This is a genomic window from Paenibacillus alkaliterrae (genome assembly GCF_021532375.1).
Taxonomy (GTDB): domain Bacteria; phylum Bacillota; class Bacilli; order Paenibacillales; family Paenibacillaceae; genus Pristimantibacillus; species Pristimantibacillus alkaliterrae.
Genome location: NZ_JAKGAP010000002.1, coordinates 18158 through 36323 on the forward strand (window position 1 = coordinate 18158; position 18166 = coordinate 36323).

An 18166-nucleotide genomic window follows, 5' to 3' on the forward strand; every position below is an offset into this window, starting at 1 on the left:
CAATTATAAAAAAAAGCTAGAAAGATCCGGCTTTCGCAACCCACCATTGCGAATATGCCGGATTTTTTTGTCGCATCGGTATAGAAATTGTAGTGCTTTGGGCAATATAAATGTTGGCTAAATAATCTTGTTGCTTGAGAGGAGCGAATGAAATGAACGATCTTACTGGCGGGCAAGACACGAGAGAGCAATTCGTGGCGGTGCAAAAAAACGGAGACGGCGATTTGACCGCATTCAAAACAAGTAACGGCCGCGTTCTTGATTACGCGACTGCACTGCAAGAGGTGCAGGCCGGCCATATTGCAGGCGTTAATACCTTTAAGGGCAGAGACGGGGAGGTTTATATCCGCGGCGATGCAGACGGCGATCCGTCGAATAACCTGGATAACCTTCCTATCTTTTAGAACAGATCTTTAGCCTGAGATTAGTTTAGTCCATTATTACGGAAAGGCGCCCTCGACCTAAGGAGCGCCTTTCTTTGCGTTCTTTAAACCTCGTAACGCTCATGCGGCCTAACGATGCGCATATGACCTGTCCGGCCTTCGTAATCCTCGATTGCATCTCCGTAATGCATAAGCCATGTTTTCCTCTGAACAGACTCAGGAAGCGTTAGAAGCTCATCTAAACTGGCATGAACGACTCCCGGCGCTTCGAGCTGGCAGTCGTGAAAGATCGTGCTAATGCCCTGCTCGACGAGCTCCTGCAGCAGTCCGCCGTCAAATCGCATATCGGCTGAGTAAAAGAAGCGCTGGTTAAATAAGAAGGAATAACTTGGTTTGTTCTGAATATGCTTCGTTTGCAGCAGCTTTACATGAAGTCCGGGAGCGAGCGCTATATCTTTATTCGCCTCAAGCGGACGTACGACAAAAAAGTCCTCGAGCTTATTCAGCGTTTCCTGCGTAAGACCGCCCTTAAGCGTATGCTCCCAAAGCGGTTCAATTAGAGTGTCGGCTATGTATAATACCGGCTTTCGGTTATATTTAAACATCATTTGAAACGCGAGCTCTTCCAATCCGCCAACATGGTCCCCATGTATATGGCTGATAAGGACCGCATCCAGTTCGGGAAATGAAAAGCCCATTTGATGCAAAGCTTTTGGCAAAGTTATACCGCAATCTACAAGTAAACGAAAGCCGCCCGTTTCAATTAAGGCATTGTTATTATCGTATTTTTTCGCAAAAGCGCTTCCGGTTCCGACCATTTGAATGTGCATGGCAATCCCTCCTCGTCTTTCCTATATAAATGTACCAAATAATAGGTGCAGATGACAATTGTTGAAGCACATTCGCCCTGATCTACATACAATGCTATAGCGGTACGCTTAGTGGAGGGGATTATGGGATGAGCAAAGGAAAAGGGAAAACGGTTAAGAAAAAAAAACCGGCAAGTGATCGTAAGCACTATTCATACAAACTCGTGCTTTCCGATACTTGCGCAGTTTGTAAAACCCCTTGCACGCGAGGCATGAGCTATTTGGCAAGAATGAAACAGCCGGGGGCGGTTGGTAAGGGCGTTCCATGCATATTGACGAAAACGCTCGGGTAATTTTTTTATTTCCCAGGCAAGCGCAGTATTCAACATGTTTTGACACTCGCAGTCGAATGAAGCGAGGGACAAAAAAATTGTTCAGCAGCGCAACTTTGCATGAAACGGTGAGTATAACCATACATCCACGCAATCGGATGGAGGGTTTACATCTATGAAGTTCAGAAAAGTAGTTATTTTGCTGACGTTGCTTTCGCTATGGGGCGGATCGTTGTTGTTCGCGGACTCTGCAACGCAGAAGGTACGTGTCATTATTAACGGGATTGAGCAGGATGACGGAGGTTTAATTGCGGATAGTAGAACGTATTTGCCTCTTCGCGAGATAGCCTCAACTCTGCAAGCCATAGTCGAATGGGACAATCAGAGTAAACGGGCAACCGTTTATAAGCCTAACGTTCATATGTTCCTCTTCCAAAACAATACGGTATTTGGAAATGTAGACAAAGGCTATCAAGGAAGCTTTAAGGTTTTTGCCCAAATTGATAATTTGAAGACTGATATCGCAGCGGTTAGAGTATCGATCTTCGATCCTGGCGGCAAAGAGAAGGTTATTCAAACGGAAAATGTTAGCCCTAAAAGCGACAATTTCTGGTATGCTACGGATCATATCGACTACAAATTCGAATCCAGCGGAAAATATCCGATTCGCTTCTCCATTAAGCCTAGAGGATCGGATGAGTGGACGGTCGTATCCGAGAAGCTAATTTCCTCTCGTTAGAGCGATTAGTTCCGCAAAGCGCCCCTTTCACAAGAAGGGGCGCTTTGTTTGACCGTAAAAGCGTGTCGTGGTACGATACAATAGTCTGTATATATCAACGAAATGAGGTAATATCATGAGTGAGCATCAGCATGGAGACGATTGCGGCTGTGGGCACGACCACGAGCATGAAGAGCATGTCTTTATCGTAACTGACGATGAGGGCCAGGAACGCGAGATGGTCATGGTTTATACGTTTGAATCCGAAAATAATGTGTACGCGGTTCTGCTGGATCGTAATGATCCGGAAGCGGACGGCGTTATTTTCCGTATTGAAGAAGAAAACGATGAATCGTTCCTGGTTGGCATCGAGGACGATGCCGAGTGGGATCGCGTTACTGCGATCTATGAGGAAATCGCTCGTACAGAGAGCGAAGGTCAATAATTAGCTCCTGTCCATAGAATTAGAAACGGGGAAAAGGATCTGCGAGCATATGCCGCAGATCCTTTTTTTCTGTCCATATCGTTATTTCCGCGGATTATAATATATCGTTCGGCCGTTAAACATCGTAAGCTCTGCCTGAAGCTGCTTAGCCATATATTTGCACAGCTCGTTCGCTTTTGCCTTATCGCCATGCGTAGCTTCGTCCGGAAGCACGACTTGGATGCACGGCACCGTGTTGCCCGCCACACTCATCGTTTCGCCAGGTCCGAAAATGATGTGTTTGTACAGGGGATTTGTACCCTTCAAATAAAACCAACGATCATCCTGCTTGGATTCGAATGTATAAGGAAAGGCTGCTTCTGCGTAATTCCAATCGAGCTGCGAGCCGGTTAGAGCGGTTTGCTCCCGATAATGCATGAGCTTACTCCGCACATCCTCTAACGTTAGCCTCTCGACGGTTGAACCTTGCACGAATTTTATGTAAGCGCTTTGACTCATTGCATCTCACCTCTGTCAACATCATAGCATGCCGGAAATAGGTTTACAATATGTGGCTAAACAGGGGGACGCCATATAAAAAAGCCGTCTACAGCAGACCCTCGGGCTGTGTAACGGCTTGCTTCTTGCTACGATATGGCTGTTTCCTCGACGATAACCTTGACGAATTCAATGCTGCGGTCTTCGGGGCCCTTGACCGGCAAGCCGATCTCGACGTGCTCGACGATATAATTGATATTTTTTTGCGTGATGACCTCACCCGGCAAGAGGATCGGGATGCCCGGCGGATAGACGTAAATAAATTCCGCAATGATACGGCCTGCGGATTCCTTGAACGGAATGGTTTCCGTTTCGCCGTAGAAAGCGTCACGCGGAGAAAGCGAGAGCTGCGGAATATCCGGAATTTTAACGATTAATTCACGCGCTTCGGCGCCTTCATGGAATCGCTCGGAGAGGCCTCGCAGCGCAATTATCAATTTTGACACGGAATCGGACGTATCTCCAGGCGTAACTAAGCACAGAATGTTATACATGTCGCTCATTTCAATTTCTACATTATAGTTATCGCGGAGCCAATTTTCCGTTTCATAGCCGGTTATGCCAAGGTGGCGCACATGGATCGACACTTTGGTAGGATCGTAATCGTAGGTTGCCTCGCCGCCGAGAATATCTTCGCCGAAGCATTGCAGTCCCGGAATTTCATTTATTTGCTGACGGGCTTGATGGGCAAGCTGAATGGCTTGTTCAGCGAGAGCATGTCCATTCAGTGCAAGATTGCGCCTTGACGTATCAAGCGATGCGAGCAGAATATAGGACGTTGAGGTTGTCGTCAGCATGCTGATAACCGTTTGGATGCGGTGCGGGTTCACGCGTCCCTTACGAACGTTTAGCACAGAGCTTTGCGTCATGGAGCCGCCTAGCTTATGTACGCTGGTAGCCGCCATATCGGCGCCTGCTTGCATGGCGGACATGGGCAGCTTCTCGTGGAAATGGATGAGCACGCCATGCGCTTCGTCTACGAGCACCGGGATGTCGTAGCTGTGGACAAGATCGACAATTTCCTTCAAGTTGGCACAAATGCCGAAGTAAGTCGGATTGATGACAAGCACGGCTTTTGCATCCGGATGACGTTCCAGCGCTTTACGTACGGATCGCGTTGTAATGCCGTGATCGATGCCCAGATTGTTGTCGCGCGCAGGCGAGATGAATACGGGTCTGGCTCCGGCAAATATGATTGCTGCCATAATCGATTTGTGAACATTACGCGGTACGATGATTTTGTCGCCTGGTGCGCAAACGGTTAATATCATCGTCATGATGGCGCCGCTCGTTCCTTGCACGGAGAAATACGTATAGTCTGATCCGAAGGCATCTGCTGCAAGCTTCTGCGCTTCTTCGATAACGCCGGTTGGCTGATGCAGGTCATCGAGCGGTGCTATATTGATTAAATCGATTGACAACGCATTATGTCCGATGAATTCGCGAAATTCGGAATCGCTGCCCAATCCTTTTTTATGTCCGGGAATGTGAAACTGAACGGGATCCTGCTCCGCATGTCGGCGAAGCGCGCTGAAGAGCGGGGTTTTGTTATGATCCATCGCTTTCATCCCTGCCTTTCATTAGAGGTTACAAACAAAGTTGAGTATAGCAAATACAGGGTGGATTGCAAGCTTCATTTTTGAGCGAAAGAGAACAAGCTTCATTTGTTCTTCAATTGTTCATACATGTCGCATAAATGATTATGGTAACATAGGTTGGTGGAGGGGTTGCAGCATGAAAGATAAACGCATGATTATTGTAATGGCAATTTTGATGACAACATTTATAGGGTTTGGCATTATCATCCCGGTTATGCCGGAAATTATTCTAGCGACTGATCCGTCTCATGCAGAATTACATACGGGTCGGATGCTTGCTATCTACTCTCTCGTTGCCTTTATCTTGTCTCCGCTCTGGGGAAGCATGTCCGACCGGATCGGAAGAAGACCGATAATATTAGTGGGAGTGTTAGGTTTTGCGGCTAGTTTTCTGTTATTCGGCTTGTCCTCCGGCAATTTGGCGCTCATGTATCTTTCGAGGGTGCTTGGAGGTCTGTTCTCAGGTGCGGTCGCATCGGTGATTGTGGCATATGTGGCGGATATTACGCCGCCCGAGCAGCGTACGAAAGGGATGGGACTCGTCGGGATGTCCATTGGGCTTGGCTTTACGATTGGTCCGGGCTTTGGCGGCATGCTGAGCGTTATATCCCTGGAGACGCCGTTTTTTGCCGCCTCCGCCTTGGCGCTATTAACGTTTGTGCTGGCTGTTGTGAAGCTGAAGGAATCACTTGCGCCCGAGAAGCGGAGATCGATCTCTGAGAAGCGGGTTTCGCGCTGGTCAGCGTTCAGCGGGCCGCTTAAATATTTATACGTGTTGGCTTTTTTCGTTACGTTTACATTGGCGGGTCTGGAGGCTACCTTACAGTTTTTCGGTATTCGCCGCTTTGATGTTACGCCGTTTCAAGTCGGCATTATGTTTTTTGTATGCGGACTAGTCGGAGCGCTTGTGCAAGGAGGATTCGTGCGGCGGCGAATCAAGAAGGGGGATGAGCCGAAATATATTGCGATTGGCCTTGTGATCTCCGCATTAGGATTTTTCCTCCTGCTTGCCGCTCATTCCTTATGGTGGGCAACGCTGTCACTCGCCGTGTTCGGTATAGGAAATTCTTTGATTCGTCCTTGCGTTACCTCACTCATTACGCAGAAGACGACTGTCGGGCAAGGCGTTGCTTCGGGCCTCAGCTCGTCGATGGACAGCCTTGGCCGCGTCGCAGGTCCGCTGCTCGGGTCCTTCTTCTTTACGATCGAGTTAGGGCTCCCATATTTGCTTGGCGGCATATTGTGCTTAGCAGCGCTGCTTTTACTCGTACGATTCAGGCAGCTGGACAAGATCAGCCAGAGGGAAGTTTCCGTCGATCCTGCGAAATAAATTAATATATAAATAAACAAGCCTGTTGTTCATAAGTTGATGAGCAACAGGCTTGTTTTCGTTTAGGGCTTATGGGACGTACCTTGCTGTTGAAACTTAACGATGATTACGCTAATTTTATATAACACCTTGGACAAGATCAGCTTTTGAAATTGTTCTTGAAGATCTGGATGGAAAGGTATGGTTTTCCCCGACTTAGGTCGTAGCCTGCATCAGACTTAGGGCGAGATTAAAATATAGACCTAAGACGTTTTTGCAAATCTTTCCAAACCTCTATGATTAGAAAAGACAAAAACAAGATATCCGTAAAGGGAAAAGGAGTCGGAAACAAATGAGTAAATTAACGGAATGGTCCTTCCGGAATAAGGCCGCTATCATTCTGATTGTCATCATGTCGCTAGTAATGGGGGTAATCAGCTACTTAAGGCTGCCGATGGAGTTTTTGCCGGCCGCTGATAACCCTCAGGTGATGATCACGGCCATTGGACCGGGAAATGACGCGAAATCGATGGAGCAGTTAGTCACAAATCCATTGGAGGAGGCCGTAACGTTCGTCAAGGGCAGAACAGATATGCTCTCGACCTCGGGCGATGGCTATGCGCAGATTAATCTAAATTTTGATTCGAAGACGGATATGAAGGAAGCGAAGGCGGAAATTGAGCGAATCGTAGACCAGGTTCAACTGCCTGCGAATGTGATGAAGCCGTTCGTCGTTCAGTTTAATACATCGATGATTCCTATCGCGTGGGTGACACTGACGTTTGAAGAAGGAATAAGCGAGCAGAAAAAAGAAGCTAAGCTTAAAGAGGTAACGGCAGAGCTTCAAAAGTCAGAGGGCGCCGGACAGGTGAGCGTAACCGGGAAGTCGTCGCCGACGATTACTGTGACACCGCTAACCGAAAAGCTGACAGAAGCAGCCATACCGGTTCAAGCTCTCATGGGCGTACTGCAAGGTCGGGGAGCGTCCGTTGCGCTTGGCGAGCGTACGATAGACGGGGCTGCCGGCAACATTAATATTTATGATCATGTAACGGATTTGGAGACGCTTCGCAAGCTGCCGATTGCAGCGGGCGTGAAGCTTGGCGATGTCGCGGCGGTAGAGCTATCCAAAGACCAGGAAAGCATTAGCCGAATGAACGGCAAAGATGCGATTATGTTCACGGTTTCGAAATCCGCGGAAGCGAACGCCGTGACGGTAGGAAAGGGAATTGAAAAAACGGTCGAGCGGTTAAATGAGGATGTAGAGGGAATCGATGTATCCATCATACTCAGCACTTCCGATTCGGTTGTCTCTTCCGTTAACAGTATGCTTCGCGAAGTGCTGCTGGGCGCTTTGTTCGCTACGATCGTCATTCTGTTGTTCATGCGTAATTTGAAAGCAACGATCATTACGATTGTCTCGATTCCTTTGTCGCTCGGCATTACGTTATATTTGCTGCAGTTATCGGGCGTATCGCTCAATATAATTACACTAGGCGGCGTTGCAGTAGCGGTTGGCCGTCTCGTTGACGATAGTATCGTCGTTATTGAGAACATTTATAGAAGGCTGCAGAAGGAGGATTTTTCAGTCAGGCTTATAATAGATGCGACGAAGGAAGTCGCTTCGGCTATTACATCATCTACGCTTGTTACGGTGGCGGTATTTTTGCCGATGGGGCTGCTTCGAGGATCGTTGCAAGCTTTTCTGCTCCCATTCGCATTAACAGTGGCCTATTCCTTACTTGCTTCCTTATTAGTTGCTCTGACAGTCGTGCCGCTGCTCAGCGCGGTGCTGCTACGCAACACGAAAGAAAAGGAACATCGCGGATCACCAAAGTTCGCAGCGTTCATTCGTTGGAACTTGCAGCATAAATATGTGCCGTTATTGATCGCGTTTTTGTTGTTTGCGGGTTCCATCAGTGCCTATATGTTTATGCCGAAGGGTGCCCTTGATTCCTCCAGCGCTGAAAATATTAACGTATCGCTGCAATATCCGAGCGAGACGCCTGCCGATCAGGTGCTTGAGGCAGGGAAAAAGCTCGAATCGTATTTGACGGCTGACGAAAACGTGGAATGGGTGCTGATGTCGCTTGGCAATAGTGCCGATGCGGCCCAATATGGAGCTGTTTCGTCGCCTACATTAGTTACGTATATAATCGATTTGAAAGAGGGCGTCGATGCCGAGCAGTTCATGGATGACGTGAAGGCGCAGGAGGACAGCTATAACGAGGCGACCATAACGGCTAACGCAACGGATTTGATTATGGGAGGCGGTTCATCGCAAATATATATAGACGTCACCGGCGATGACCCGGAGCAGCTCAGTGAAACCGCTGATCAGCTTATCACGGCTATTAAGCCTATTGAAGGCGTGCTTAGAGTAGAAAGCAACCAAGAGGAGAAGAAACCGGTTTATTCCTTCAACGTCGATCCTACGCTTGCTAAAGGGCAGGAAGTGGCCATACAGCTGCAAAGCGCGCTGAATCCTATGCCTATCGGATCCATTCTTATGGAAAACAGCGATACTCCTGTCGTGCTTCTGCCTATCGTAAATCCCGACTCCGAGGAGGAGTTAAAGCAATTGACGGTTGTTACGGATGCAGGGATCGTTCCGATATCTTCGGTAGCCGAGCTGGTCAAGACGGAAGAGCCGAGCTTGTATTACCACAAGGAAGGCAAAACCTACGTACGGGTGACGGCTAATGCAGAGCCTAGCGAGCTCTCAGTCGTTGGCGATGAAATAACGAAAGTGACCAAAGAGCTTAAGCTGCCGGAAGGCGTCAGCTTAGCTGTCGGGGGCGCATCGACCGATCAGTCCAGCGACTTTGCGGATTTAGGATTAACGGCTCTTATCTCTATCGGTATCGTTTATCTTATTATGGTTCTTACGTTCAAAACGCTGCGCGCGCCGCTCGCCATTATGATTTCCCTGCCGCTTGCCGCTATCGGCGCCGTAACAGGTTTGCTTGTATCCGGTGTGACGCCGGACTTCACGGCCATGTTCGGAGCATTGATGCTGATCGGAATCGTTGTTACGAATGCGATCGTATTAATCGACCGGGTGAAGCAAAATGAGCAAACCATGCCGATTCGCGAAGCATTGATCGAAGCGGCTGCGACACGGATGCGTCCTATTATCATGACCGCAGTGGCAACGGTATCCGCCATGCTGCCGCTTGTATTCGGATCGCATGAATCGGGAAGCATCGTATCGCAAAGCCTTGCGATCGTCGTAATAGGCGGCCTGACTGCCGCCACGCTCCTGACGCTCATTATTGTGCCTTGCGTGTATGAATTGTTGTTCTTCCGAAGGTCACGGAAGCAAAGGCGCGCCGGCGCGACTGCTGCAACCGCAGAAGCTGCTGGCAGCCTTGCTTGATTAATCCGAAATGAAGAGGCTGTACCTAAAAGTCGTTGTTGACCTTTAGGTACAGCCTCACGGCGTTTATTCGTTATACAATGCCATTCGATAAAGGGGCATAAGCGTTTCATAGGCAGAGGAAGCAAATTGCAGCAATGCGTCGCCGTCTAACAGAAGAGCGTCACCGGCTTGAACGTGACGGCCGATAAGCAGCTCGGCTTTCTGCACGTCACGGAAACGGACCAACGCATCCGACCAGTCCTTTCTGGACATATCGCGGACTACGGTGGAATCCTTCTTCATATGATCGAGCGAAAGCACATAATCGTTCGGCACGGCAGCAATCATATCATCAAGCTGATTTATGAAGGCTGTCGCAATCCCTGATTTGTTCGGTACTTCATAGATGAACGCCAGCCATATAAATAAATGGTCATCGAACAGCCCAAGCTGAAAATGCGGATGCGCTTTATAGCCGCGTTTGTTGCTGCAAATCGCGAGCCAGGTGTCCTTAGGCGGGTTGACTTTTCGCCTGGCATGCCTAGCCACGTGCAAATACATTTCATTTCCGGCGTGGACGGCTATGTCAGCGCTTAGCCGTTCGCCGATTGCGCGAAATTTTGGTTGTATTTGATTTTGGATGGCAGCCATCCTCTCCTCAAGTCCTTGCAGTTGAAATACGTCAAAATCAGCTTGCGTAAAGCCGATAATTGCACTTGCTTTCGTCATAGTTGTCATGATAATCATCTCTCCTTGTCGTCCGGTTCATCGGTGCAACATTTTCAAATAAAAAATAGCGATTTGAGTACGGTCCCGAAGCTCGAGCTTGTTTAAAATTTCGGATATATAATTTTTGATCGTGCCTTCGCTCAGGAACAGCGTCGCGGCGATTTCTTTATTGGATTGGCCGTCGGCGATCAAACGGACAATCTGGCTTTCGGTCTGCGTCAGGCCGGTAATGGTTAAGGCTTTGCCGGCATCGCCGCGCGGCGCTTCCAACATTCCTGCCAGCTTGCGGGCGATATCGGGATGAATGAGCATGGAGCCATCATATACCGTCTTGATGCCGCTGATGATGCGGCTCGGCGGAACGTTTTTGAGCAAGTATCCATTCGCCCCGCAGCGTATGGCCTGCGCGATGTAATCGTCATCGTCAAAGGTCGTTAAGATCAGCACGGCTGGCAGGGCATCAAGCGCCCGCAGCAGCTTCGTTCCTTCGACACCGTCGCAGACAGGCATTCGAATATCCATGAGGACGACATCAACCGGCTGCTTTCGCACAAGCTCGGCTGCCTCCATACCATTGCCGCATACGCCGGTTACTTGAATGTCCTTATCCAGGTCCAGGATGACCTGCATGCTTTCTCGAATAAAAGGATCATCGTCCACTATCAGCACTCGTATCATAACCTCGATGTCCTCCACCTCAAAGTGATGTAAATAGCAGCTCAGCTGCCAAGCAGCGGAAGGACCGTTATGACCGTAAACCGATCGTCTATCTTCCATTCCAGACTGCCGCCAATGAGTGCGATGCGCTCTTTCATGCCGCGCAAGCCGAGTCCGGCTTCAATGGGCGCTTCAGGCAAAGCTCCATTATTCGTTACCGATAAAACGACGCTTTCTTCATGGAATTCTAAAATTACTTCAACGACGCTGGCATTTCCATGCCGGACCGCATTCGTAATGGCTTCCTGAGCGTTCTTAAATAAAATAAGCTCCATGCTTGGATAGACTGATCGAGGAATACCGCGAACTTCAAAGCTAACCGCTATTCCAAGCGCGGCTGCGGATTCTTCCACCAGCCGATCGAGCGCATATCGTCTTGTATCGCTTGCATCCGCAGCTGCGAGCCTTCGCACCGTGCGGCGCATGTTTTCCATGCTGTCCTGAAGCTGGTCACGTATTTGCCCTACCATGTCCCGCGCTCGGTGAGTATCCGCATCGAACAAGTGAAGGGCGGCCTCAGACATCATTTTGACCCGAATGAGCCGGTGACCGAGGTCGTCATGGATATCCTTGGCAATTCGGTTGCGTTCCTCGGATTGGGCATGCTGCTCTACCTGTGCGGCATAATCCAGCATGCGGCGCCTGGCGGCGTTCAGCTCCTCATGGCTTGACGCCAAAGCCTCATATAAATCTTCTATTTTGTGATGCTTGTTCTCAAACTCGTTTGCAACATAGAGAATAGCCGCAATCGTGAACCAAAGCACGATTACCGGAATGATGATCTCCGTGTCCTTGCCGTTCAAGCTGGTAAACAGCGCAGCCAGACCCAGCAAGGTCCATGCCAAGCTGACGTTCGGTGCCGGCTTTCTTCGAAAGATAGTCATAAGCGTGGAGAACAAGAGAAGATACAACATTCCTCCATACGAATAGGAAAACCATGCAAAGCTGAGCAGCTCCGCAATCAAAAACAGGTTAGCGAATCGTTGAAATGATGCTCCTGCTTTTACAAGGAGAAGAGCCAGCAGAACATAAGTCGTATATAAGGCGTATGAACCGGCAGCGACGTTTCCGATGTTCATAACAGCTGGTACCGCCACCAGCAGTGCGCGAATCCAGTATAGCAGCTTATTCATAAAGGCGAGGCTCCAGCAATTGAATTTGCTTCATTATAGCATATTCAGCTAGATTTGGACGAGCTTATTTATAATTATTCTAAATTACTACAAGTATAAAAAATGACTTTCGTCACCTCCATAAGGTGACTTTATAGACCTGATAAGCTTCAGCCGTTTGGATACAATTGGTTTATCATTAAGGAACCGAAAGGATGGGCCCATCATGAATCTCGTTTCATTTCATGAGGTTGTCAAGAAATACGACACCTCCATTATCGTAAATCATCTAACCTTTTATATTGGCGAGGGGGAAATTTTCGGCTTGCTTGGCCCCAATGGAGCCGGTAAAAGCACGACGATCAGCATGCTCTCAGGCCTGCTTTCTCCAAGCGCAGGCGACATTACGGTAGACGGTTTTTCGATCAGAAAGCAGCCGCTGGAGGTGAAGAGGAGAATCGGCCTAGTACCGCAGGAGCTAGCGATTTATGAAACGCTGACGGCAAGAGAGAATGTTACTTTTTTCGCCAAGCTGTATGGTCTGCGGGGAAAGCTGCTTCGTGACCGGGTAGAGGAAGCCTTGCAATTCGTCGGCCTATTGGAGAGGGCGAAGGATATGCCGTCTACGTTCTCAGGGGGAATGAAGCGACGCCTTAACATAGCGTGCGCGATCATGCATCGACCTAGACTTATTATTATGGATGAGCCGACCGTCGGCATCGATCCTCAATCGCGGAATCATATTTTGGAATCCGTTAGAGAATTGAATAGACTAGGCTCTACCGTTATTTACACGAGCCATTACATGGAGGAGGTTGACGCCATTTGCTCCAGAATCGGCATTTTAGATCAAGGCAAACTGATCGCATGCGGAACGAAGGAAGAGCTGAAACGGCAAACCGGCCAGGAGGAGAAGCTCATATTCGATATCGATGGCAGGTACGATGCGGCGCTGTTGGAAATGAAGGAGCATCCGGGCGTAAAGCTGGTTGAAGAGCGAGATAATGGCCATTGCTTGGAAGTAACGGTCAAGGAATCCTCATCCATTTTACAGGATTTGTTATTTATTACTCAGAAGCACGGCATAACGCTTAGGAAGCTTTCGCGGATTGAGCCGAATCTCGAATCATTATTCCTGCAAATGACCGGCAGAAGCTTGCGGGATGAATAGGAGGTACTCGGAATGCGGGCTTGTTGGATAACGGTTTATTATGAGCTGTTAAAATATAGTCGTATGCGGTCGGTTCTCATTATTTTGATAGGACTGCCATTACTGCTTATTTTGCTGCTTGGCAGCGCGTTTGATAGAGAGATTAAGCCGGCAAAAGTGGCATTATTCGTTGATGACCAAGGCGAAATGAGGAGCGGCATCGATACGTTCTGGAGCGATGAATCGATTGCCCCCTATATAAAACAGCTTCCCGCAGCATCCGAGAAGGAGGTTCAGGACTTAGTGACGGAAGGTATCGCCGACTACGGCGTATACATTCCATCCGGCTTCTCAAAGCGGCTGCTTGCAGGGGAAGAAGCAACATGGAAAACCTTCTCTGGACGATACGGAGAAAAAAATATGGCGGCAGATGCCGTAATTAACAGCTATATGACGAATTTGAATTTACAGCTGGCGGCAATGGCCACGCTTGGCCCCGATCAAATGGCTGGACGCAGTCAGGCGTCAGGCAGTGTTGAAACTAAAACCTCAGGCATAGTAATCGGCAACCTTGGCACAGAAGAAAATCAGCTGTTTGGGCCAACTAATTCGATGCAATATTATTCGGCAGCCTATTTAATAATGTTCCTCTTGTTCGGAGGTATGTCTGCGGCGATTGCATTGCTTGACCAGAAGGAATCCGGTACGCTTCAGCGCTTATACGGGCTGCCTTCTTCATTCGGTGCCAATGTGTTTGGGATCATCGTCGGTGCAGCCATGCTGGCGGCGCTGCAAGCTCTAGTTATTATATCGTTTACAACGTTTGGATATGGGGTGGATTGGGGCGGTCATTTTTTCTGGATTGCATGGATTTGCCTGCTTACAACAGCGGCCGGATCTGCACTAGCGATTATTATCGCTTCCTTCGCCAAGACGAGAAAAACGATGCAAACCTTGTTTATGATCCTTGTATTCGTGATGACGTTTCTCAGCGGGGGAATGATGGCCGGTATCGAAAATATGATCGGGAATGCAAGCAAGTGGACGATCAATCATTGGGCAAACGTGAGTCTCAGAGCGATTATGAGCGGTTCTGATACAGGAAGCGTTTGGCACGAAATTGGCATTTTAGCAATGATCGCGCTTATTCTTTCTCTATTTGCTGTCCTAAGACTGTCCAAGGTGGTGAAGCAGTATGGCTAGCATTCCTATTGCTGTTCATTTAATAAAGAGGACGATGGGCACGCGCCGCGGTCTAATTATGAACGTCCTTCTGCCCGCACTCCTTTTGTCGGTGATGGCTGGCTTGTTCTCGGGGCTGCAAGGCAATAAAGCGGTTATTGTCATTAACAATACGGATACTGGACTGCTGGGTTCATCTTTAGTAACTTCGCTTGAGAAGGAGACCCAATATGAAGTTAGATTAACGAAGGATATGACGGAGCAAGCGCTCAAAGCGCAGGTTTTGGATGGGGACGCGGATGCTTCGATCCATATTCCGCATGACTATACGCAAAAAATGATAGATGGAGAGCAGTCTAACGCTGTTCTCTATCGAATGGATGAGCAATTGTGGAACGCTTCGTTAGCCGCCATGCTAAATACGGAAGCCGACAAGCTTGCAGCCTCCGTTCGTCTTGTCCAAAACAAGGGCGCTCAAACTGTCGATTCCGATAAGCTGGCTGCGCTGCTCGCAGCGCAAGCATTCCCAAAGGCTGCCGCTGAAAGTGTCGGCATGCGCCTGGGGAATATTGTGTCGAATCCAATGATGATTGGACTGATCCTGATGTTCGTCATGATGCTTCTTAGCCAATCGATCGGACTTGTCATGGAAGACCGAGAGCAAAGAACGATGGCTAGAATGTATACGGCACCGCTTCGCTCGCTTGATATTGCCTTCGGAAATTTCGCAGGCAGTATGATCGTTGCCACCATTCAGCTTGTAATTGTCCTCGGCTTAACTTATTTCGCGTTCGGCTATTCGCCTGGAATCCCTTTCGGTTCCATGCTGATTGTTCTGGAATTTTACCTATTAGCGGCGCTGGGGCTGGTATCTGCCATTGCGGGTCTCGTGAGAAACAGCACACAGCTTTCGCAGATCAATAATTTAATTATTACGCCGACATGCATGATTAGCGGCTGCTTCTTCCCCTTATCCATGCTGCCGGATTTTTTGCAGAGGCTTGCTAATTTTACTCCGCAGAAATGGGCGCTGCAGGCGATCGACCGTTTAGGCGGCGGCGGATCTTTCAGCGACATTGGTCTCCATCTTCTCATCCTATTCCTGTTCGCGGCAGTTATGCTTGCCTTCGGCTCAGCGGTGCTGAGACCAAACAAAACGAGCTGATGGGATGAAGGCCGGGCGTCTGCGGTTTTTCTTGACTTCGGCATCTTTGCATTGTAAATTTGTCAAAAAGTTGAAGACATGTTAAGGGTGGTATCACGAACGCATTCGTCCCTTACGAGTGCGTTCTTTTTGTTTATTATCGGATACCTGACAATGGGGGGACTTTAAAATGAGACAAAGCCAACTATTCGTGCCTACTCTTCGGGAGGCGCCGTCGGAAGCAGAAGCGGCCAGCCATCAATTGATGCTGCGTGCCGGACTTGCCAGACAGCTTGCAGCCGGCATTTATACGTATTTGCCGCTCGGACGGCGTGTTCTGAGGAAGCTCGAACAAATCGTACGCGAAGAAATGGATGATGCCGGTGCTCAGGAGGTGCTTTTGCCCGCCATGCAGCCTGCTGAGCTTTGGCAGCAGTCCAACCGATATGGCGTTTATGGGCCGGAGCTTGTTCGATTGCGCGACCGGCATGACCGGGAGTTTGCGCTTGGCCCGACCCACGAGGAAGTTGTTACTGCGCTAGTTCGCGGGGAGGTAAGCTCATACCGACAGCTGCCAATGACGCTGTATCAGATCCAAACGAAGTTTCGCGATGAGAAGAGGCCGCGTTACGGATTGCTGCGCGGTCGGGAATTTCTTATGAAGGATGCTTATTCGTTCGACCAGGACTGGGACGGCCTTCATCGCAGCTATTTGAGCATGTACGATGCGTATAACCGAATTTTCACGCGCTGCGGGCTTAACTATCGGGCTGTGGAAGCGGATGCCGGCTCCATTGGGGGCGAGGGCGGAACGCATGAGTTTATGGCCTTGGCGGATATTGGCGAGGATACGATCGCGGCGTGCGACAGCTGTCATTACGCGGCTAACCTCGAGAAGGCGGAGCATGGAAGTGAATGGACAGCTTCTGCCGGACAGCCGCCTGGATATGCGGAGTTAGAACGGATTTACACGCCGGGCATTAAGAAAATCGAAAATCTCGTTCAAGCGCTGAATCTTGGCGCGGACAGCTTCATGAAAACATTAATTTACGTTGCCGATGGTCAACCTATTGCGGTTATCGTTCGAGGTGACCATGAAGTCAATGAAATCAAGGTGAAGAATAGGTTATGGCGATGACTGCGGGCATAGCCGGTGCAAATGAAAAGGACTATCATCTTGGGGGAATGAGACCGTCGGTGCATATGACGAACGCACAGACAGGCGATTACCGAAATGCCGTAGCTGGAGACGGCTGTCCACGCTGCGAGCAAGGCCGTTTAACGTTCCACCGCGGTATTGAGGTAGGTCATGTCTTTAAGCTGGGTACAAAATACAGCGAAGCTATGAATGCAAAATTTCTTAATGCGTCAGGTACAGAGCAGCCATTCATTATGGGCTGTTACGGAATTGGCGTATCGCGCATGCTCTCGGCTATTCTAGAGCAGCATTCTGACGGTAACGGAATTATGTGGCCTGCATCGGTCGCGCCGTATCACGTTCATGTAGTCCCCGTATCCGTGAAGGACCAGACGCAGATGGATTTAGCGGAGCATATCGCGGCGCGGCTCCAAGAGGCGGGCGTAGAAGTGCTGCTGGATGACCGCACCGAACGGCCCGGCGTCAAATTCAAGGATTCCGATCTTATCGGTATACCGCTTCGGATTGTCGTCGGTAAGCATGCGTCGGAAGGCCGCGTGGAGTTGAAGTTTAGAAAAGAAGCAGAGGCACGGACGGTTGATTTGGAGGAAGCCATCTCGATCGCATGCGATATGTAAACGAAATAATAGCCGGACTATTATACGGACGAACCGGAAAAGGAAATGTAAATTCCGTTGCTGCCTATTGAAAAATAGGAGCGGAAGGGCGCTGGCTGTCTTCGAATGAAGGCGTTTGCGCCCTTTTTTAACTTTAGTCGCTTATAAGCGTAAAATTAGTCAATAATCCAAGTTGCCATAACATAAGATGGAGTATAAGATAAAGATAAGAACAAATTATCAGACTATTTCGTCAACTACACTGAAGTAAGGGAGGGATTGCCGTGAACAAAAGCCACGAAGTCGAATATTGCAATTTGGAGCTGCGATTTGACCGCCGGCAAATCCAAAATCTCATCCGTGATCTTATTCAGGAAGGGTACTCCTTGTATTGGAGTGAAACGGAGGGGCAGTTCCTCGTATCCATTCGAACTGGCCGCAAGCTCGTAAAGCTTCAATTCCAGCGAATGAAGAACCGTTACAAAATTGTCGGGGATTACATCATTAAAGACGAGAAGCTTTCGGAATTGATTGAAAAGCTGATTAATGACACACGTGGACATGCGGTAGTAAAGCGCATTAAAGATCGTCAAATCGTCATTGAGAGCATTATGTTCGGTGAGATTATACGACTCGTGGAGGTGTCCGGTATGGAACATCGCATTATTTATCAGAAGAAACCTTTCGTTACGATAGAGGAAATGATCAAGGCGTTTCAGTCGAAGCGTGCGGAAGAGCGTGCAATCGTCCTAAGATACGAGCTGGATTATGAGCTATTGATGCTGCATGATGCTTTGCAGGACAATAATGAGGAAGCGGCAGCGGCTTCGAAGGAAAAACTAATGGTACTCCGTACAGAAATGCTGCAGCTAGAGCTTTGATGAT

General features: G+C 48.9%; 16 protein-coding genes and 1 pseudogene. 11 read left to right on the forward strand and 6 right to left on the reverse strand.

Going from position 1 to position 18166, the window contains the following annotated elements:
• The first annotated feature begins 152 nt into the window (after window positions 1-152).
• Window positions 153-404, forward strand: coding sequence for a DUF3892 domain-containing protein (locus L1N85_RS00165; protein WP_235233365.1), 252 nt, complete (start codon window positions 153-155; stop codon window positions 402-404).
• An 83-nt stretch (window positions 405-487) separates the two neighbouring features.
• On the opposite strand, the gene L1N85_RS00170 is transcribed toward L1N85_RS00165, so the two are convergent.
• Entirely contained in the window at window positions 488-1219 is a 732-nt protein-coding gene (locus tag L1N85_RS00170; protein ID WP_235234306.1) for an MBL fold metallo-hydrolase, read from the reverse strand.
• 122 nt (window positions 1220-1341) lie between these two features.
• On the opposite strand from L1N85_RS00170, the gene L1N85_RS00175 reads away from it, so the two are divergent.
• The 3 genes from L1N85_RS00175 (at window position 1342) to L1N85_RS00185 (ending at window position 2687) form a co-directional block, all read left to right on the forward strand.
• On the forward strand, window positions 1342-1545 hold the full coding sequence (locus L1N85_RS00175; RefSeq protein WP_235233366.1) for a hypothetical protein: 204 nt from the start codon (window positions 1342-1344) through the stop codon (window positions 1543-1545).
• Between the two features lie 154 nt (window positions 1546-1699).
• Window positions 1700-2263: a stalk domain-containing protein gene (locus L1N85_RS00180; RefSeq protein ID WP_235233368.1), complete on the forward strand. Its 564-nt coding sequence runs from the start codon at window positions 1700-1702 to the stop codon at window positions 2261-2263.
• Between the two features lie 115 nt (window positions 2264-2378).
• Window positions 2379-2687 carry a DUF1292 domain-containing protein gene (locus tag L1N85_RS00185; protein WP_235233369.1) on the forward strand — a complete coding sequence of 103 codons (309 nt, stop codon included), beginning with the start codon at window positions 2379-2381 and terminating at the stop codon, window positions 2685-2687.
• Between the two features lie 81 nt (window positions 2688-2768).
• On the opposite strand, the gene L1N85_RS00190 is transcribed toward L1N85_RS00185, so the two are convergent.
• A complete protein-coding gene (locus tag L1N85_RS00190; protein ID WP_235233372.1) occupies window positions 2769-3185 on the reverse strand; it encodes a DUF1885 family protein in 417 nt (138 codons plus the stop codon).
• Window positions 3186-3313: 128 nt separating this feature from the next.
• Complete coding sequence (locus tag L1N85_RS00195; protein ID WP_235233374.1) at window positions 3314-4783, reverse strand: aminotransferase class I/II-fold pyridoxal phosphate-dependent enzyme; 1470 nt, start codon at window positions 4781-4783, stop codon at window positions 3314-3316.
• Between the two features lie 175 nt (window positions 4784-4958).
• On the opposite strand from L1N85_RS00195, the gene L1N85_RS00200 reads away from it, so the two are divergent.
• Window positions 4959-6152, forward strand: a complete 1194-nt coding sequence (locus tag L1N85_RS00200; protein ID WP_235233377.1) for an MFS transporter — start codon at window positions 4959-4961, stop codon at window positions 6150-6152.
• 331 nt (window positions 6153-6483) lie between these two features.
• Window positions 6484-9510, forward strand: coding sequence for an efflux RND transporter permease subunit (locus L1N85_RS00205; protein WP_235233379.1), 3027 nt, complete (start codon window positions 6484-6486; stop codon window positions 9508-9510).
• A gap of 66 nt (window positions 9511-9576) precedes the next feature.
• Here L1N85_RS00205 and L1N85_RS00210 read toward each other — a convergent pair whose 3' ends face one another.
• Genes L1N85_RS00210 through L1N85_RS00220 form a run of 3 tightly spaced genes read right to left on the reverse strand, consistent with a single transcriptional unit; the run spans window position 9577 to window position 12071 of the window.
• Window positions 9577-10230 (reverse strand): YktB family protein, encoded by a 654-nt coding sequence (locus tag L1N85_RS00210; protein WP_235233383.1) that lies wholly within the window; start codon window positions 10228-10230, stop codon window positions 9577-9579.
• 27 nt (window positions 10231-10257) lie between these two features.
• Window positions 10258-10899 (reverse strand): response regulator transcription factor, encoded by a 642-nt coding sequence (locus tag L1N85_RS00215; RefSeq protein ID WP_235234307.1) that lies wholly within the window; start codon window positions 10897-10899, stop codon window positions 10258-10260.
• 41 nt (window positions 10900-10940) lie between these two features.
• Window positions 10941-12071 carry a sensor histidine kinase gene (locus L1N85_RS00220; protein WP_235233387.1) on the reverse strand — a complete coding sequence of 377 codons (1131 nt, stop codon included), beginning with the start codon at window positions 12069-12071 and terminating at the stop codon, window positions 10941-10943.
• Between the two features lie 205 nt (window positions 12072-12276).
• Between L1N85_RS00220 and L1N85_RS00225 the strand changes: the two genes are divergently transcribed.
• The 5 genes and pseudogenes from L1N85_RS00225 to L1N85_RS00245 all read left to right on the forward strand — a co-directional run bounded on the left by L1N85_RS00225 (window position 12277) and on the right by L1N85_RS00245 (window position 18162).
• Complete coding sequence (locus L1N85_RS00225; RefSeq protein WP_235233392.1) at window positions 12277-13221, forward strand: ABC transporter ATP-binding protein; 945 nt, start codon at window positions 12277-12279, stop codon at window positions 13219-13221.
• Between the two features lie 12 nt (window positions 13222-13233).
• Entirely contained in the window at window positions 13234-14403 is a 1170-nt protein-coding gene (locus L1N85_RS00230) for an ABC transporter permease (protein ID WP_235233399.1), read from the forward strand.
• Window positions 14396-15547 (forward strand): ABC transporter permease, encoded by a 1152-nt coding sequence (locus L1N85_RS00235; protein ID WP_235233402.1) that lies wholly within the window; start codon window positions 14396-14398, stop codon window positions 15545-15547. The genes L1N85_RS00230 and L1N85_RS00235 overlap by 8 nt, the downstream gene beginning before the upstream one ends.
• 169 nt (window positions 15548-15716) lie before the next feature.
• Window positions 15717-17302 (forward strand): annotated as a pseudogene (gene proS, locus L1N85_RS00240) (proline--tRNA ligase).
• A gap of 263 nt (window positions 17303-17565) precedes the next feature.
• Window positions 17566-18162: a hypothetical protein gene (locus tag L1N85_RS00245; RefSeq protein WP_235233410.1), complete on the forward strand. Its 597-nt coding sequence runs from the start codon at window positions 17566-17568 to the stop codon at window positions 18160-18162.
• Window positions 18163-18166 lie beyond the last annotated feature (4 nt).